Raw genomic sequence first — 15705 nt, forward strand, 5'->3', positions numbered from 1 at the left:
TAAAATAACGATTTATTAGTGCTAAGCAATCGTTCAAAGAAAGTTATCTTTTTAGAGCAGGCATTGGAATATACGTATTGTCGTCAGGAACCATTGGAAATTCTTTGTTTTCCCAATCTTTTTGAGCCTCTTTTAAGCGAGTTTTGCTATGAGAAACAAAATTCCAAAGCAGATAATGTTCCTCAGGCAACGGAGCCCCGCCAAACAGCAAAAGTTGCGTTTGAGCGTCCAAGCAAATTTCGCAAGCTTCATTGGTTTTGCTAATGAGCATTTGCCCTGCTTCAACTCGTTCTTCTTGATCGCTAATAGAGCCTTTGACAATAACAAAAGCAACTTCCCCTTTTAATTGATTTTTCAGCGAAATGGTTGTCGCTTTTTCAGCGTAGATGTCAACCATAAATAGGGGAGAATAACCTTGTAAGGGAGCTGATTTACCGAAGGCATTTCCCGCTACTAGTTTGAATCGAACACCATTCTCTGTCCAAGTTGGAATTTCTGAACTTGGATAATAATCAAATCTTGGTTCCATTTCTTCCTTTTCCTTGGGAAGTGCTACCCAAATTTGATAGCCGTGCATGGTAAATGTTTCTTCTTGTCGTTTGTGTTGAGGTGTCCGTTCTGTGTGGGTAACCCCACATCCTGCTGTCATAAAACCAACATCGCCTGGAGTGATAATTTGAATACTGCCGATGCTATCTCGATGCTCTATTTCTCCCTCAAAAAGATAGGTTAGGGTACTTAACCCAATGTGCGGATGTTGATCTACATCTAAGTACTGACCATTTCCTAATTCTGCTGGTCCTATGTGATCTATGAATGTGAATGGACCCACTTGTCTTTTTTTGCGAAAAGGCAATAACCTTCCGACCATAAAGTTTCCTAAATCAGTCTGTCTTTCGTTTACTAGTAATTTGTTATTAGCCATATTCGTTATTTTATGAAAAGTCCATTGTTTGTACTATCTACAAATATAAATAATTTTACGTTTTTAGTAGGAAGATAATTCTCTGGTTTTGACTTTACTTTAGAGAGGCTTATACCAAAATGATACTTTTTAGGAAGGTCTTATTATTAGAATGTGACTTTGCTTGCTTTTTTGAGGTCTTGGATTGACGAAATAAAATTATCTCCAAAAAAATGCCATTGATACTAAGGTGTTTGTGGTGATAGGCTACTTTTTATTAATTATAGCCTCAACAATTGCGACAGTATTCTAGTTTATAGATGGAAATAGAAATAGATTCGCAATAAATTAAGTAATCGTTCAGAAAAAATTATATAAAAATAAGTCTATTTTTTAGCTATATTTTTTCTGCCCACTTACTTATCAAGAAAAAAATAGGAATGAAAAACAAAGCAGCAAACCCCATTAAGTTTACTTGTGGTGCCAGTATGAAGAACAGATTTATGTTGGCTCCAATGACCAACACACAGAGCCATGAAGATGGGCAACTTTCTAAAGAAGAATTAAATTGGCTAAAAATGAGAGCAGAGGGACAATTTGGTTTGGTAATGACCTGTGCTACCCATGTTCAAGAAATAGGAAAAGGGTTCCCTGGACAATTAGGACTCTTTTCTGATGAGCATATAGAGGGGCATAAAAAATTAACGCGTGCGATTAAGGAAAATGGCAGCTTGATTGTTAGTCAATTACATCATGCGGGAATGCGTTCTCCAATGGATTTGCTTCAAGATAAGCCCGTTTGCCCCTCTGATAATGAGAAACACAATGCACGTGGGCTTTCTTTAGAAGAGGTGAAACAACTTCGAGATGATTTTATTCAAGCAGCAATTCGAGCAAAAGAAAGCGGATATGATGGTGTGGAAATTCATGGAGCACATGGATATATTTTAACCCAATTTTTGAGTGCTGCAATCAATCATCGGACAGATGAGTATGGAGGAAGTTTGGAAAATAGAGCGCGCATTTTGTTGGAAATAGTTGATGGTGTTCGAACGACTTGTGGTTCTGATTTTTTATTGGGAGTGCGCTTATCGCCCGAACGATTTGGAATGGACTTAAGAGAGGTTACAACCATTTGTCAGCAGTTGATTGATGGTGGAAAGATTGACTTTTTAGATGTTTCTTTGTGGGATTCCTTCAAAGAGCCAGAGGAGGAGCAATACAAAGGAAAATCTTTATTGACTTATTTTACAGAACTTGACCGTAAAAATGTTTTGCTGACTGTTGCAGGAGGAATAAAAAGTGCTCAGGATGTTAGAGAGGTTTTAGATGCAGGAGTCGATTTTGTGACGATTGGACATTCTGCAATATTGCATCATGATTTTCCGAAAAAAGTGATGGAAAATGATAATTTTGAACCTACACCAACTCCTGTCTCCAAAGATTATCTTCGAAAAGAAGGATTGGGAGAAGATTTTATCGAATACATGACTCGATGGTCGGGGTTTGTAAAACAATAGTAGCAGCGTAGCTAACTACTATAAAAGAAACGTCCGAAAAAGTTTAAGATGCTGAAAACTAAAAGGATAATCTAGCATAAATTAGTATTGTGTTATAAAAAAGGAGTCGTCAATTGAAAATCAATTGGCGACTTTTAGGTTGATGCCAAAGGATCATTTTTAGAATGAGAATAGTTTACTAAGAAAATGTATTAACTTAATAGCAAGTACCGTATGAGTGTTAATAAGACCCCTTTTTTAAATTGAAATCATTATTTAATATGAGAATAGGATTAACTGCTTTATTACTGTGTTTGGGATGTTTGTTGCAAGCGCAAAATGAATTTTCAAGTAAGCAATATCAATTTATTGCTTATGATAAGATTCCGACTTGGAAAGGAGTTGCTACTAATTGGAATGAATCTTTAAAAAAAGTGTATTTATTTGATGTAGAACAGTACAAAGGGCATGGTAATTTTGTTTGTTATGGTTTGAAAACAGGACTTCGATTTAATCAGTTTAAAGAATTGGTACGTCATCCTGACAAGAGAGTTTATTTGCCTATTTTTTTGTACGATTTACGGACAATGCCCATTCAAAAAGATGGGCAAGTATATACTTGGGCGGTGCGGTTAGAGGATTATAGTTATACCGATAGTCGTTGGTCTATGGAACGTACTTTTGTAGAGTTGATGGAAGTGGTAGAACGATATATCAAACAGCAAGTTCCTGAAGTAGGAAAGGGAATTGCTATTTTAGCAAGCCCAAGTGCTTCCTTACCTAATTTAACAATTCGAGAAGGGATCGAAAAGGCGGGATATGTTACCATGACATTGGGTGAATTGATTAAAAGAGCCTCTAAAAAAGAAGCTAAAGAAAAGACAAAAATTGCTCCTAAACAAGATGGATATTGGTCGGCTAATGTCTTAAATGAGGGGGTGGCAGTTGGTTATTTACGGTTTGTAAAGGAAGGAGAGGAAACACAAGTCCAAAGCGATTTTAAAAATATTTTGCTTTATCAGCAAATTCCTTATCGAGTACCGATTGCAAATGGAATACTTACTTTGGCACCTCAAACACCTTTTTCGCACATCAACCTTTTAGCCAAAAACCGAGGAACAGCAAATGCTTATTTAACGCAACAGTTACCAAGTGATTTTCGAGCAAAATATGAGAATAAGTTGGTGAAAATTATTTGCAAGAAAGAGAAAGGAAAAAACATTCTAACAATAGAACCTATTTCTGAACAAGCGGCTCAGTTGCATTGGTCGAGTCAACGAAAATTGAAGATTGATTTACCAAAACCAGATGTATCTGTTCGTGCTTTTTCACATTTTACGACAGGAGATAGATCGGTGCAAACGGTTACTTGTATAGGGGCAAAAGCAAGTAATTATGCTTTGTTGTATCATGAATTACCCAACTATACTCGACCTGGTTTTGCAATTCCTTTTTACTTTTATTTTCAAACGATACAAGCTTGTGGGGCAGATCAACTGATTCAAACACTGCTAAAACAGAAACACCAATGGACAAAAGAACGTTTGCACAAGCAGTTGGAAACTATTAGAAATGCAATAATGGGAGCTACTTTGAAGGAGCAAGTTTTTAAGGAACTAGAGATTATCTGTAAGCAATATTACAAAGGCAAAAAAATCCGCTTGCGTAGTTCGACCAATTGTGAAGATTTGCCAGAATTTAATGGGGCTGGATTATATGTTTCCAAAGGTTTTTGGGAGGGGAGCGAACGAACTGTTATACAGCAAAAAATATTGGAAGTCTATGGGTCTTTGTGGTTGGCTCGTGCATTTGAAGAACGTGATTTTTTTGGAATTGATCATAGTAAAGCCGCAATGGGAATCTTGATCAACGAAGCTTTTCCTGATGAATATGCCAATGGAGTGGCATTGACATTGCCCAACCCTACAGGAACGCCAAGTATTCATATTAACACACAATATGGTGAACAATCTGTTACAAATCCTGAAGGTAAAGCCGTGCCAGAGGTAATTTATTTTCGGCAGTTGAATAGCAAATGGTATGTCACAGAGTCCAAGTCGTCTATACACAATATTTTTGTTGAAAATGCGACACTGACACCCCTTGTTCGTCAATTGCAAAGTGCTTGTGCAACATTGGATACCTTGCTGAAAAAAGAGCTTGAACACCCTACACATTATGGAGTGGATGTAGAATTTAAAATTATGAAAGAAGAAAATAAATTTCGATTGTACCTAAAACAAGCGCGTCTGTTGAATGTAAATTTGCCTGAGTAAGTATACTTCTATACTTCCAGAAGTAGTGTAAGAGGAGGAACAGCTATATTTTAGCCATTAACAGACTTTAGGTAAAAACCAATCGCAATAAAACCGCCAAAAATTAATACTCCTGCTGCTAGTGGTCCCCAAATACTATTGGTATCATAAACTTTGTGCTCTTTTAAATGATAATTCCAAAAAGGACCAATTAACAATAGACTGCTAAAGGCATTAAGCAGAGGATATAGAATAGGAAAAGGGATTGAAGATAGTATTGGGTAAATTTTAGAAATGACAAACCCATTGACGATTGCGATGGATAAAATGGTAGGAAAAATCAGGTGCTTTTTGTTGACTACCTGTAAATTGGATATATATACAAAAGCTCCAAATAAAGAACCGAAGAATGTGGATAAAAATAAAATAGATGCTTTGGAAAAAAAGGAAGGGATTTCTCTTTGATCGTCAATAACTTTCATGGATGTAATTTTAGAATGTTTTACTGTTTAGTGGCAGAAATTTGGTGAATGTAAAAATAGTCGCTAATAACAGGATCAATATATATAGCCTTATTTGTCTGTAAATCAATGATAACATTATAGTCGTGATTTTTAAAAAAGGAACTACTAAAAAATCTATGTAAATCCATCCCCAAAAAATCTATTTTTCCAACAAGATGTTGAGCTTTATACTTTGCTTGAAGTTGTTGATCTTGAAAAATGAAATTGACAATAGAGTTAAACAAAGCAGCATAGCCAATACAATTTGCTTTGCCTGTTTTTAAAACGGTATTAGGATTTCTAGAACTTTTTATAGTTGTAAACGAAAGCGTTTTATTCGTAAGGCAGTGAGCTACATAGAGAATATCTTTCAGGGAAATTTTCGATGTTTGAGAGGTGTTGATGCATTTGACAACTTCTTGTTGCACTATTTTGATAAATCTTTTATCCTCTAACAAAATAGTGGCTCTCTGATCAATTGCAGAATAAGAAAACATCATTATGAACAAACAGGTTCTAAAAAGGAATGTTAGAATGAGTAGCATGCTTACTATCTTGAATCGTCTGTACGAGTTTTTCATAAGCCATTATACCTTCCAAATCCCATTCTTAAACAGCTGAAACCATTTTTCAATTGTAGCAAGGTCATATAATTCTAATTGCAAGAATATTTCTTTGGCAAATTCGATTGGAGCAATCCCATTAGCAGTTATAATATGGCGACTAGAAGTAGCTAGCGCATCAGTATAATTGACAGCACCAGTATATTGAGGAGCAATACTTTGCAAATAATGAAGGGCATTGCTAGTGTGTTTGATTTGATTGAGAAGACCGAGTTTGCCTAAGTAGGTTGTTGCAGCACAGATAGCAGCAATACTTTTTTTGTTTTCGACTAAGGATTTGACCAGCGTTTCTATTTCATTATTTTTATTGCGCTCCCATGCACTCCCGCCAGGAAGTACCAATAAATCAACTTCTTGCGGATCAATTTGTTCCAATGAAACATTAGGCATCACCTGTAATCCTCCCATAGATGAGACAGCTTGTCCTGTACTTGAGAAATAAATAAGTTCAATCGACTGACTTTTTTTGATTTCAGGAGAAAGAAAAGCAATTTCCCAGTCTGAAAATCCGTCAAAGAGAAAGATAAATACTTTTTTATGCATAAAATCATTTTGAGTACTTTTAACTAAGGTAGCGCACAGTACTAGATTAATAATGTTTGGTTTCGAAATGAGAATGGTTTTTATAGCGAATTACCAATTGTCATTTCTTATAGCCTAAAAAATAACCTCTAGCAATTGCTAGAGGCTAAGGTATTAATTGATTATTGAAGTTTTATATTTTGGTATAAAAATATATTGAAGTATCGACTGTTAGAGTATTAATAGATTCTAAAAGTTAATGTAGTTGTGAGCCCCTAGGACAGTTACTTTCATGCCTTTAGGAACAAAAATTTGATATTCTAACACTTCTTCTAACACTTCTCCTTTGATGCTTACTTGGTGTGCTATTCTAGGCATTTGAATTTTCATGACACCATCAATAGTTTCAGAAGAAATAGCATAGCGCCCTAGGCTTACCAAACGCATCAGAACCTGATCACTAAAATTATTGATTTCTATGTTGCTCATGACACGTACATAATCTTCATCCCATTCGTTGACCAAAACACGACCAACCATATCAACGACTAGTTCTTTTGAATCGGTGTCAAAAGATTTGATTAAAGCTTTTTGTCCTTGTGAAAAAGACATAGGGAGGAGTACTATATTTAAAATTAAAGTAAAAATTATATGCTTCATAATTACTATTTTTTGAAGGTGAGATAATAGTACGTTGTCATCGATTATTATCCTGTATTGGATGTATTCTCTTGCAACATATTTTGATTAAAATTTTTAATTATTAAGGATTAAAACTTGTATTGATAAAACAAATAATTGGATTAAAAAGTTGGTTTTATTACTCCTAGAATTGCTAAATATTAGTTAAAATTCACGACTGCGAATAACAATCGAATTGGATAGTTGAGGTGGTGTGGATGAAACCTTTGTAAAGCTTTTTTAAGAAAGGGAATGATATGGTATTAAGACAATTATAATGTATTTTAGCTTAAAAAGCAAGTGGGTAAGTAGGATGATTAGAAAGTGTTTAGGTAGGTAGAGTAATTGTTGTAAAACAAAAAAAAGTAAAGAAAATTTGGAAGTTTCAGAAAAAAAATACTAGGTTTGTAGTAACAAATCAGAAAAAACACTTCTAATAATAATTATGTTTTTGAGTAACACACATACACATCATATCCATCATTTGCTGCATTGTCAGTCAAGTGAGGCTACTGTATGTGTCCATCATTCTACTCATCATAATTTCCATTCCTAGCGAATCAATTAGGTAGAAGACAAAATACGAAAAGGCTTATCACTTGGTGATAAGCCTTTTTTGTTTTTTGCCCATCTTATATTTCTCTTTTTAATTACAACAAACAAGGTCATGAACAACGAAATTCTTCGTATTGCCATCCAAAAGTCAGGTCGGCTAACTGAAAAATCAATGCAATTGTTAAGCGATTGTGGTATTCAATTGCAAAATGGAAAACGAAAGTTATTGTCACCCGCAACTAATTTCCCTTTAGAAATTTATTATTTGAGAGATGATGATATCCCTCAATATGTAGAAGATGGCGTTGCTGATATCGGTATTTTAGGGGAAAATGTTTTATTAGAAGAACAAGCTAAAGTAGACAAGATATTGGACTTGGGCTTTGCACAATGTCGCTTGTCTTTGGCCATTCCTAAAAATGAAGTTTATACTGGATTGGATTATTGGCAAGGAAAAAAAATTGCTACCACTTATTCCAACATCTTACGACAATATCTAAAAGAAAAACACATCGAGGCAGACATACACTCTATTAGTGGCTCTGTTGAAATAGCACCTAGCATTGGATTGGCCGAAGGGATTTGTGATTTGGTTAGTTCGGGCTCTACTTTATTGAGCAATGGCTTGAAAGAGGTAGAAGTTATACTAAAATCGCAAGCGGTACTCATTGCCAATCAAAACTTATCCCTTGGCAAGCAACAGATTCTCGAACAATTACTCTTTAGAATTCGAGCAAAACAAGCCGCTGCTCATAACAAATACATTCTACTGAATGCTCCAAATGACAGAATAGAAGCAATTTGTGCTTTGTTGCCAGGTATGAAAAGCCCTAGCATTTTGCCCTTGAAAGATAAAAATTGGAGCTCTTTACACTCTGTAGTTCAGGAACAGGCTTTTTGGGAGGTGATTGATAAGCTCAAAGCCGCAGGGGCCGAAGGTATTTTGGTCATTCCCATTGAAAAAATGATTGTATAGTTATGAATTATAGTAGCAGCGAAGCTAACTATTGGAATCAATCTATTTGTCTAAAATTAAAACAGAAAAAAACGTTATGAAAATTATTGAGTATCCTAAAAACTGGGAAGCTTTGTTGCAACGTCCTGTTATCGAGACAGAAAACCTAGAAGGGCTTGTGAAAAATATTCTCTCTAGGGTAAAGGAAAGGGGAGATGCAGCGGTAAAAGAATACACCCAAAAGTTTGATCAAGTCGCCATAGATAACTTGAGTGTTTCGGAGGATGAAATTAAAGCAGCCATCCAATTAGTGCCTGAAGACTTAAAAGCAGCCATTCAAGCTGCCAAAAAAAATATAGAAACCTTTCACGAGAGTCAAAGAGATAGCGTGAAAGTGGTTGAAACCACTTCAGGAATCAATTGTTGGAGAAAAAGTGTGGCGATTGACAAAGTGGGCTTGTATATCCCAGCAGGAACAGCGCCTTTGTTTTCTACGGTTTTAATGTTGGGGGTTCCTGCAAAATTAGCGGGTTGCCAAGAAATTATTCTATGTTCACCACCGACTCAAGAGGGTAAAATCAATCCCGTTATTTTATACACTGCCAGTTTGGTTGGGTGCACCCAAATTTTTAAAGTAGGTGGGGTACAGGCTATTGGAGCGATGGCTTCTGGAACAGAAAGCATTCCTAAGGTATACAAAATTTTTGGACCAGGGAATCAATATGTTACTTGTGCCAAGCAACTGGTCAGTCAACAAGGTGTTGCGATAGATATGCCTGCAGGACCTTCTGAGTTGTTAGTTTGGGCAGATGAACAAGCCAATCCTGCTTTTGTTGCGGCTGACTTACTTTCTCAAGCAGAACATGGAGTGGATAGCCAAGTTATGTTGGTTAGTGATAATATGAAGGTCGTTGAAGAAGTTCAAAGTGCTATAAGCCAGCAAATTGAACGGTTGCCAAGAAAAGACATCGCAAAAGTAGCCCTTCAAAATAGTCGAGCCGTTGTATTGCAGAACTCAGAAGAAATGATTCGATTTATCAACGCATATGCACCCGAGCACTTAATTCTAAATCTAGTTGAGGCAGATAAAATGGCTGAAAAAATAACCAATGCAGGATCGGTCTTTTTAGGAAACTTCACGCCTGAATCGTTGGGAGACTACGCTTCAGGAACCAACCACACCTTACCAACCAATGGCTTTGCTTGCAATTATAGCGGTGTTTCACTAGACTCCTTTGTCAAAAAAATAACATTTCAAAAAGCGAGTATCAAAGGCTTAAAAAACATTGGATGGGCAGTTGAATTAATGGCTGCTGCCGAAGAGTTGGAGGCACACAAAAATGCTGTCAGTATTCGATTAAGAACACTAAAATCTACAGACATTAAAAATTAGAAGTATGAAAAAAATAAAGGAACTGGTTTGCCCCCATATTTTAAATATGACTCCTTATGCCTCGGCACGTTCAGAGTTTAAGGGGAATGCTAACGTATTTTTAGATGCCAATGAGAATACCATTCGAACCAATTACAATCGTTATCCTGATCCATTGCAAAACGATTTGAAAAAAGCCATTGAGCCTTTGGTGGAATTAGATGCCACGCAAATTTTTTTGGGAAACGGAAGTGATGAGGCTATTGATTTATTGTTGCGTATTTTTTGCAACTCTGGAAAAGATGCCATTATTACATTGCCACCAACTTATGGGATGTACGAAGTATCTGCTTGTTTGAATAATATTCAGGTCATAGAAGTACCCTTAGAATTAGATTATCAACCTAACGTAGAAGGCATCTTAGCGGCACAAAGCGAACGAACAAAGATACTCTTTCTGTGCAGCCCCAACAATCCAACAGGGAATGATTTTGATGTAGGAAAACTACAGCAGCTGATCGAAAAATTTGAGGGAATCGTAGTTGTAGACGAGGCCTACATACACTTCTCAACGCAGGCTTCTTGCACACGATGGATTCAAAAATATCCTAATTTGGTGGTGTTGCAAACCTTTTCTAAAGCTTGGGGAATGGCTGGCATTCGATTGGGGATGGCATTGGCAAGCCCAGAAATCATTGCCTTGTTCAACAAAGTTAAGCCGCCTTATAATGTTAATGTATTAACGCAAAAATACGCCTTGAGTCAACTACAAGATTGGAGTACTTTGAAAGAAGACATTGCTACGATTTTATCCGAACGAGCATTGCTAGCAAAAGCCTTGTCTAAGCTAGTGTTTGTAGAAGAAATCTACCCATCTGCATCGAATTTCTTATTAGTAAAAGTCACGCAAGCTGATACAATTTATCAATATTTAATAGAACAAGGGATTATCATCAGAAACCGAAGCAAGGTGATTTTGTGTGATAATTGTTTGAGAATAACGATAGGAACAAAAGTAGAAAATGAGAAGCTGCTAGCGGTTTTAAGTAGTTATTCCACTTTAAAAATAAAATAACAATGAGCAAAAAAGTATTATTTATAGACAGAGATGGCACTATAGTAATTGAGCCACCTATTGATTATCAGTTGGATAGTTTGGAGAAACTAGAGTATTACCCTAAAGTATTTCAATACCTTTCTAAAATAGCAGTGGAATTAGATTATGAGTTAGTTATGGTAACCAATCAAGATGGTTTGGGAACAGATTCTTTTCCAGAAGCAACATTTTGGCCTGCTCAGAATAAAATTATTCAAGCTTTTAAAAATGAGGAAGTTGTGTTTGGTGAGGTTTTGATTGATCGTTCTTTTCCTGCTGATAATGCGCCAACTAGAAAGCCTAGAACGGGCTTGTTGACCCAATACCTAGAAGGGGATTATGATTTGGAAAATTCCTTTGTAATAGGAGATCGCTTGACCGATATGGAGTTGGCTAAGAATCTAGGCGCAAAAGGAATTTGGTTAAATCCTTCGGAGTTGGGAAAAGAAGAGTGTGCGGCAAGAGTGGAGCAATTAAAACAGACGATTCAACTAACCACCAAGGATTGGCAAGAGGTTTATGAGTGTTTAAAATTACCATCTAGGATGGTGCAAATAGAGCGAAATACCAAAGAGACTCAAATTAAAATCCAGTTGAATTTAGATGGAACCGCTAAGACCAATAATCAGACAGGAATTCGCTTTTTCGACCATATGTTGGATCAACTGGCACGTCATGCGGGAATTGATTTAGAGGTATTGGTTGAGGGAGATTTGGATGTGGATGAACATCACACGATTGAAGATACAGCCATAGCTTTGGGCGAAGCATTTAGAAAGGCTTTGGGTAATAAAAAGGGAATAGAACGTTATGGTTTTTGCTTGCCAATGGATGATTGTCTAGCGCAAGTGGCATTGGATTTTGGAGGACGAAATTGGATCGTCTGGGAAGCAGAGTTTAAGCGAGAAATGGTTGGGAAAATGCCTACAGAAATGTTTTTTCACTTTTTTAAGTCTTTTTCTGATGCGGCACGTTGCAATTTGAATATTCAAGCTAATGGAACGAATGAGCACCACAAGATAGAAGCCATTTTTAAGGCTTGGGCAAAGGCTATCAAGATGGCTATCAAGCGAGATGTTTACAACCAGCGTTTGCCTTCAACGAAAGGAGTATTGTAAGCTTGGGTCGGTATGGGGGATTTAAAAATTACAAAATTAACGAACTATTGAAACAATAAAATGAAAGTAGCAATTATAGATTATAATGCAGGAAATACCCGTTCGGTACAATTTGCGTTGGAACGTTTGGGAGTAGTACCCATTTTGACAAAAGAAGCTGCTGTTCTTTCTGAGGCAGACAAAGTAATTTTTCCTGGAGTTGGTGCCGCCAATTCAACTATGGCTTATTTAGAGCAAACAGGTTTGGATGTGGTGATTAAAAATTTGAAAAAGCCTGTATTGGGAATTTGTTTAGGGATGCAATTGCTTTGCGATTTTTCGGAAGAAGGAAATGTCAAAGGTTTAGGAATTTTTCCACAACAGGTGAAACGTTTTATGCCTCAAAAAGGAATGAAAGTGCCACATATGGGATGGAATCAACTGTCTTGTGAGCCTACAGCCTTGTTAGAGGGAGTTGCTTCGGGGAGCTATGTATACTTTGTACACGGCTACTATGTAGAGGCAAGTGTCCATACAATCGCCCGTTGTAATTATGGAGGAGCATTTAGCGCAGCGTTACACAAAGATAATTTTTATGCGACACAATTTCATCCTGAAAAGTCGGGAAGTGTTGGCGCAAAAATTTTAAAAAACTTTATAGACTTATAAAAATTATGATAAAAATTATACCTGCAATAGATATTATTAATGGTCAATGTGTGCGCTTGACACAAGGAGATTATGAACAAAAAAAAGTATACAATACCAATCCTGTAGAGGTCGCCAAATCGTTTGAAGATGCTGGCATTCAGCAGTTGCACTTGGTAGATTTGGATGGAGCCAAAGCGAAGCATATTGTTAATGCTAGTGTTTTAGAAAATATCGTCAAAGAAACCAATTTGAGGATTGACTTTGGGGGAGGAATTAAATCGGATAAAGACCTTAATGTTGCCTTTTATGCAGGAGCAAGTCAAATTACAGCGGGAAGCATTGCGGTCTCCAATCCTGAGTTAGTAAGTCGCTGGATAGAAGTTTATGGAGCCGATAAGATTATATTGGGAGCCGATGTTAAAGGAGTGAAAATAGCTGTTCATGGTTGGCAAAAAGAAAGTTCAGAAGAGTTATTTCCTTTTTTAGAGAACTATTTAAAAAAGGGAATAGAATACTGTATTTGTACGGATGTGGCCAAAGATGGTTTGTTACAAGGAACATCTGTTGGCTTATATGAGACTATTATCAAGCATTTTCCTAAGGTAAAATTGATTGCTAGTGGAGGCGTCAATTCGATTCAGGAGATTGAGCATTTAGAGGAGTTAGGCTGTCATGGAGTGATTATAGGTAAGGCTATTTATGAAGGAAAAATTAAATTAAAAGAACTCGAAAAATTCATAGTATCATGTTGACAAAACGAATTATTCCCTGTTTAGATATAAAAGATGGGCGAACGGTAAAAGGGGTTAATTTTGTAGGTTTAAGAGATGCTGGTGACCCCATTGAATTGGCAAAAAAATACACAGAAGCAGGGGCAGATGAACTGGTGTTTTTGGATATAACGGCTAGTCATGAAAAACGAAAAACATTAGTGGATTTGGTGGAAAAAGTAGCACAAGCTATTTCAATTCCTTTTACGGTTGGCGGTGGAATTAGCACGGTTGAAGATGTAGCACGTCTATTGCAAGCGGGAGCGGATAAAATTACAATTAATTCTGCTGCGGTTCGCCAACCTAATTTGATTCAAGAGCTAGCGAATTGCTTTGGAAGCCAATGTGTCGTGGTGGCAATAGATGCTAAGTTAGAAAACGGTCACTGGCGTGTTTATACAGGAGGAGGTCGTCAAAAGAGTGACTGGGAATTACTGGCTTGGGCAAAAGAAGTAGAGCAACTGGGAGCGGGTGAAATTTTATTTACCTCTATGGACCACGATGGGACTAAAAAAGGCTTTGCCAATGAGCTATTGGCTTTGTTGTCAAAAGAGCTGACCATTCCTATTATTGCTTCTGGAGGAGCTGGAAATTTAGGGCATTTTAAAGATGCTTTTGAGGTAGGATTAGCCGATGCGGCTTTGGCCGCTAGTATTTTTCATTTTGAAGAAATTAGCATCCCTGAGTTAAAAAATTATTTAAATCAACATAAGATAGCTGTACGATTATAATGATAGAATTGAATTACGAAAAAACAGGAGGCTTAGTACCCGCGATTATACAAGATGCCAAGACAAAAAATGTCTTAATGTTGGGGTACATGAATCAAGCTGCTTTTGAGCAGACAAAAGCTACAAAACTAGTAACATTTTATAGCAGAACGAAGAAGCGTTTGTGGACAAAAGGAGAAACTTCGGGTAACTATTTGAAAGTACTTGCTATCCAAGTGGATTGTGATAAAGATACTTTGCTAATACAAGTGCAGCCTAAAGGCCCCGCTTGTCATAAAGGGACAGGAACCTGTTTTAATACAGAGAATAAGTCCAATTTTGATTTGAAATACTTAGAGACTGTCATTCAGTCAAGGAAAAATAATTTGAAAAATAGTTCGTACACTGCTCAATTATTAGAAAAGGGGATCAACAAAGTAGCTCAAAAGTTGGGAGAAGAAGCCATAGAGTTGGTGATAGAAGCCAAGGATGATAACAAGGAATTGTTCTTGGGAGAGGCTGCGGATTTAATGTATCATTATTTAGTGCTACTGGCGGCTAAAAACTATACTTTGAGCGAGGTATTAGCTGTTTTAGAAAAGCGCCATCAATAACAGTTTTGTATGGCTTTTTTATTGTTTAAAATGATTAGACAGTGCCTTTGTAAGTCTTGGGCACTGTCTAACGAAAAGCTATTTTTTTGTTGTTTTAGCCTCTTGCTTTAGGCGTTCTTTTCGAGCTTTTTTCTGATCATTGTTGCTTTCGTAAATGGTGTAGTTTTCATATTTTGCCTTATTGTTTTCTGCCCAAATATCCTTTCCTATATTACAAACTAAAACCAATTCACGATAAAGTTCGTTGCCCAATTCAATGCGTTTTTCTACAGAAATGTCTCTATCAGAAACTTTATCTTGTTGGATATGAATGGTATTTTCAAATGCTGCTGCTGCTCTTTGAACAGCATCTATGTGAGGCTGCCTCAAGCCTGTTTCCGCCAAAAAGTCCAACAGTTTATTAGAAACACGTACAACACGACGCCCACAAAGTAGCAACTTAGGATCACTCATATCATTCATTTTGATAGTACCAAACTTTCGGTAATGTCCCGAACGCGTATTGTATTTGCTAGCAACGCGAGTCATAACGGATCGAATGGCTGTTTTTAGTTTTTCTTTTGCATCATTTTTCTTGCTAGTAGCTTCCATTTGATTGCCAATCAACTCGTCATCATCTGGCAAATCAGAGAATCTTTTACACAATTGCTCAAAGTGCTTGATTTTACTATCAGCATAAGCATAACTTTCAAATTCTTTCTGATCTCGTTTGATATATTGGATGCGTTCTTTGCATTGGGCATACAAATCTGCATCAGGGAAATTATATTCTCTATTGATACTCTGTTTTTTCATATTTATAAATAATCTGTTAACATTTTTAGTTAAGTAAAACTAATTTTTTTTTACACAAATGTCAAGTTTTGCTTCTTATTTGTTTCTAAATTTTACTCCGATA

General features: G+C 36.5%; 16 protein-coding genes. 10 read left to right on the plus strand and 6 right to left on the minus strand.

The features are described from left to right. Positions 1-43 precede the first annotated feature (43 nt). Complete coding sequence (locus CG11_RS23845) at positions 44-925, minus strand: pirin family protein (RefSeq protein ID WP_052599369.1); 882 nt, start codon at positions 923-925, stop codon at positions 44-46. Positions 926-1344: 419 nt separating this feature from the next. Here CG11_RS23845 and CG11_RS23850 point away from each other — a divergent pair, with 419 nt between their 5' ends. Together CG11_RS23850 and CG11_RS23855 are read left to right on the plus strand one after the other, a co-directional pair. Next, complete coding sequence (locus tag CG11_RS23850) at positions 1345-2424, plus strand: NADH:flavin oxidoreductase (RefSeq protein ID WP_052599370.1); 1080 nt, start codon at positions 1345-1347, stop codon at positions 2422-2424. Between the two features lie 260 nt (positions 2425-2684). Next, positions 2685-4679 (plus strand): PEP/pyruvate-binding domain-containing protein, encoded by a 1995-nt coding sequence (locus CG11_RS23855; protein WP_052599371.1) that lies wholly within the window; start codon positions 2685-2687, stop codon positions 4677-4679. Positions 4680-4729: 50 nt separating this feature from the next. Here the strand turns inward: CG11_RS23855 and CG11_RS23860 are convergent, their stop codons facing one another. The 4 genes from CG11_RS23860 to CG11_RS23875 form a co-directional block, all read right to left on the minus strand. Beyond that, positions 4730-5140, minus strand: a complete 411-nt coding sequence (locus CG11_RS23860; RefSeq protein ID WP_052599372.1) for a hypothetical protein — start codon at positions 5138-5140, stop codon at positions 4730-4732. A 20-nt stretch (positions 5141-5160) separates the two neighbouring features. Next, positions 5161-5661 carry a hypothetical protein gene (locus CG11_RS23865; RefSeq protein ID WP_156039878.1) on the minus strand — a complete coding sequence of 167 codons (501 nt, stop codon included), beginning with the start codon at positions 5659-5661 and terminating at the stop codon, positions 5161-5163. Between the two features lie 87 nt (positions 5662-5748). Next, complete coding sequence (locus tag CG11_RS23870; RefSeq protein ID WP_052599374.1) at positions 5749-6327, minus strand: DJ-1/PfpI family protein; 579 nt, start codon at positions 6325-6327, stop codon at positions 5749-5751. Positions 6328-6555: 228 nt separating this feature from the next. Continuing rightward, the gene (locus CG11_RS23875; RefSeq protein ID WP_156039879.1) at positions 6556-6966 is read right to left on the minus strand and encodes a hypothetical protein; all 411 of its coding nucleotides are present in this window, start codon (positions 6964-6966) and stop codon (positions 6556-6558) included. Between the two features lie 688 nt (positions 6967-7654). On the opposite strand from CG11_RS23875, the gene hisG reads away from it, so the two are divergent. From hisG to hisIE, 8 genes are all read left to right on the plus strand, one after another. Next, on the plus strand, positions 7655-8518 hold the full coding sequence (gene hisG / locus CG11_RS23880; protein ID WP_052599376.1) for an ATP phosphoribosyltransferase: 864 nt from the start codon (positions 7655-7657) through the stop codon (positions 8516-8518). Positions 8519-8594: 76 nt separating this feature from the next. Then, positions 8595-9890 carry a histidinol dehydrogenase gene (hisD, locus tag CG11_RS23885; RefSeq protein WP_052599377.1) on the plus strand — a complete coding sequence of 432 codons (1296 nt, stop codon included), beginning with the start codon at positions 8595-8597 and terminating at the stop codon, positions 9888-9890. Between the two features lie 4 nt (positions 9891-9894). Then, a complete protein-coding gene (gene hisC, locus CG11_RS23890; protein WP_052599378.1) occupies positions 9895-10944 on the plus strand; it encodes a histidinol-phosphate transaminase in 1050 nt (349 codons plus the stop codon). A 2-nt stretch (positions 10945-10946) separates the two neighbouring features. Next, a complete protein-coding gene (gene hisB / locus CG11_RS23895) occupies positions 10947-12083 on the plus strand; it encodes a bifunctional histidinol-phosphatase/imidazoleglycerol-phosphate dehydratase HisB (protein ID WP_052599379.1) in 1137 nt (378 codons plus the stop codon). Between the two features lie 60 nt (positions 12084-12143). Further along, positions 12144-12731, plus strand: coding sequence for an imidazole glycerol phosphate synthase subunit HisH (gene hisH / locus CG11_RS23900; RefSeq protein WP_052599380.1), 588 nt, complete (start codon positions 12144-12146; stop codon positions 12729-12731). Positions 12732-12739: 8 nt separating this feature from the next. Further along, entirely contained in the window at positions 12740-13465 is a 726-nt protein-coding gene (gene hisA / locus CG11_RS23905; RefSeq protein ID WP_052599516.1) for a 1-(5-phosphoribosyl)-5-[(5-phosphoribosylamino)methylideneamino]imidazole-4-carboxamide isomerase, read from the plus strand. Further along, complete coding sequence (gene hisF / locus CG11_RS23910; protein WP_052599381.1) at positions 13459-14214, plus strand: imidazole glycerol phosphate synthase subunit HisF; 756 nt, start codon at positions 13459-13461, stop codon at positions 14212-14214. The genes hisA and hisF overlap by 7 nt, the downstream gene beginning before the upstream one ends. Next, a complete protein-coding gene (gene hisIE / locus CG11_RS23915; protein ID WP_052599382.1) occupies positions 14214-14807 on the plus strand; it encodes a bifunctional phosphoribosyl-AMP cyclohydrolase/phosphoribosyl-ATP diphosphatase HisIE in 594 nt (197 codons plus the stop codon). The genes hisF and hisIE overlap by 1 nt, the downstream gene beginning before the upstream one ends. A gap of 78 nt (positions 14808-14885) precedes the next feature. On the opposite strand, the gene CG11_RS23920 is transcribed toward hisIE, so the two are convergent. After that, positions 14886-15602 carry a hypothetical protein gene (locus tag CG11_RS23920; protein WP_052599383.1) on the minus strand — a complete coding sequence of 239 codons (717 nt, stop codon included), beginning with the start codon at positions 15600-15602 and terminating at the stop codon, positions 14886-14888. Between the last annotated feature and the right edge of the window lie 103 nt (positions 15603-15705).

The sequence above is a fragment of the Aureispira sp. CCB-QB1 genome, from assembly GCF_000724545.1.
Lineage (GTDB): Bacteria > Bacteroidota > Bacteroidia > Chitinophagales > Saprospiraceae > Aureispira.

Bases quoted from the DNA above. Each gene is read 5' to 3' on its own strand.
- CG11_RS23845 (WP_052599369.1), bottom strand. From the start codon at position 925: ATGGCTAATAACAAATTACTAGTAAACGAAAGACAGACTGATTTAGGA.
- CG11_RS23850 (WP_052599370.1), top strand. From the start codon at position 1,345: ATGAAAAACAAAGCAGCAAACCCCATTAAGTTTACTTGTGGTGCCAGT.
- CG11_RS23855 (WP_052599371.1), top strand. From the start codon at position 2,685: ATGAGAATAGGATTAACTGCTTTATTACTGTGTTTGGGATGTTTGTTG.
- CG11_RS23860 (WP_052599372.1), bottom strand. From the start codon at position 5,140: ATGAAAGTTATTGACGATCAAAGAGAAATCCCTTCCTTTTTTTCCAAA.
- CG11_RS23865 (WP_156039878.1), bottom strand. From the start codon at position 5,661: ATGATGTTTTCTTATTCTGCAATTGATCAGAGAGCCACTATTTTGTTA.
- CG11_RS23870 (WP_052599374.1), bottom strand. From the start codon at position 6,327: ATGCATAAAAAAGTATTTATCTTTCTCTTTGACGGATTTTCAGACTGG.
- CG11_RS23875 (WP_156039879.1), bottom strand. From the start codon at position 6,966: ATGAAGCATATAATTTTTACTTTAATTTTAAATATAGTACTCCTCCCT.
- hisG (WP_052599376.1), top strand. From the start codon at position 7,655: ATGAACAACGAAATTCTTCGTATTGCCATCCAAAAGTCAGGTCGGCTA.
- hisD (WP_052599377.1), top strand. From the start codon at position 8,595: ATGAAAATTATTGAGTATCCTAAAAACTGGGAAGCTTTGTTGCAACGT.
- hisC (WP_052599378.1), top strand. From the start codon at position 9,895: ATGAAAAAAATAAAGGAACTGGTTTGCCCCCATATTTTAAATATGACT.
- hisB (WP_052599379.1), top strand. From the start codon at position 10,947: ATGAGCAAAAAAGTATTATTTATAGACAGAGATGGCACTATAGTAATT.
- hisH (WP_052599380.1), top strand. From the start codon at position 12,144: ATGAAAGTAGCAATTATAGATTATAATGCAGGAAATACCCGTTCGGTA.
- hisF (WP_052599381.1), top strand. From the start codon at position 13,459: ATGTTGACAAAACGAATTATTCCCTGTTTAGATATAAAAGATGGGCGA.
- hisIE (WP_052599382.1), top strand. From the start codon at position 14,214: ATGATAGAATTGAATTACGAAAAAACAGGAGGCTTAGTACCCGCGATT.
- CG11_RS23920 (WP_052599383.1), bottom strand. From the start codon at position 15,602: ATGAAAAAACAGAGTATCAATAGAGAATATAATTTCCCTGATGCAGAT.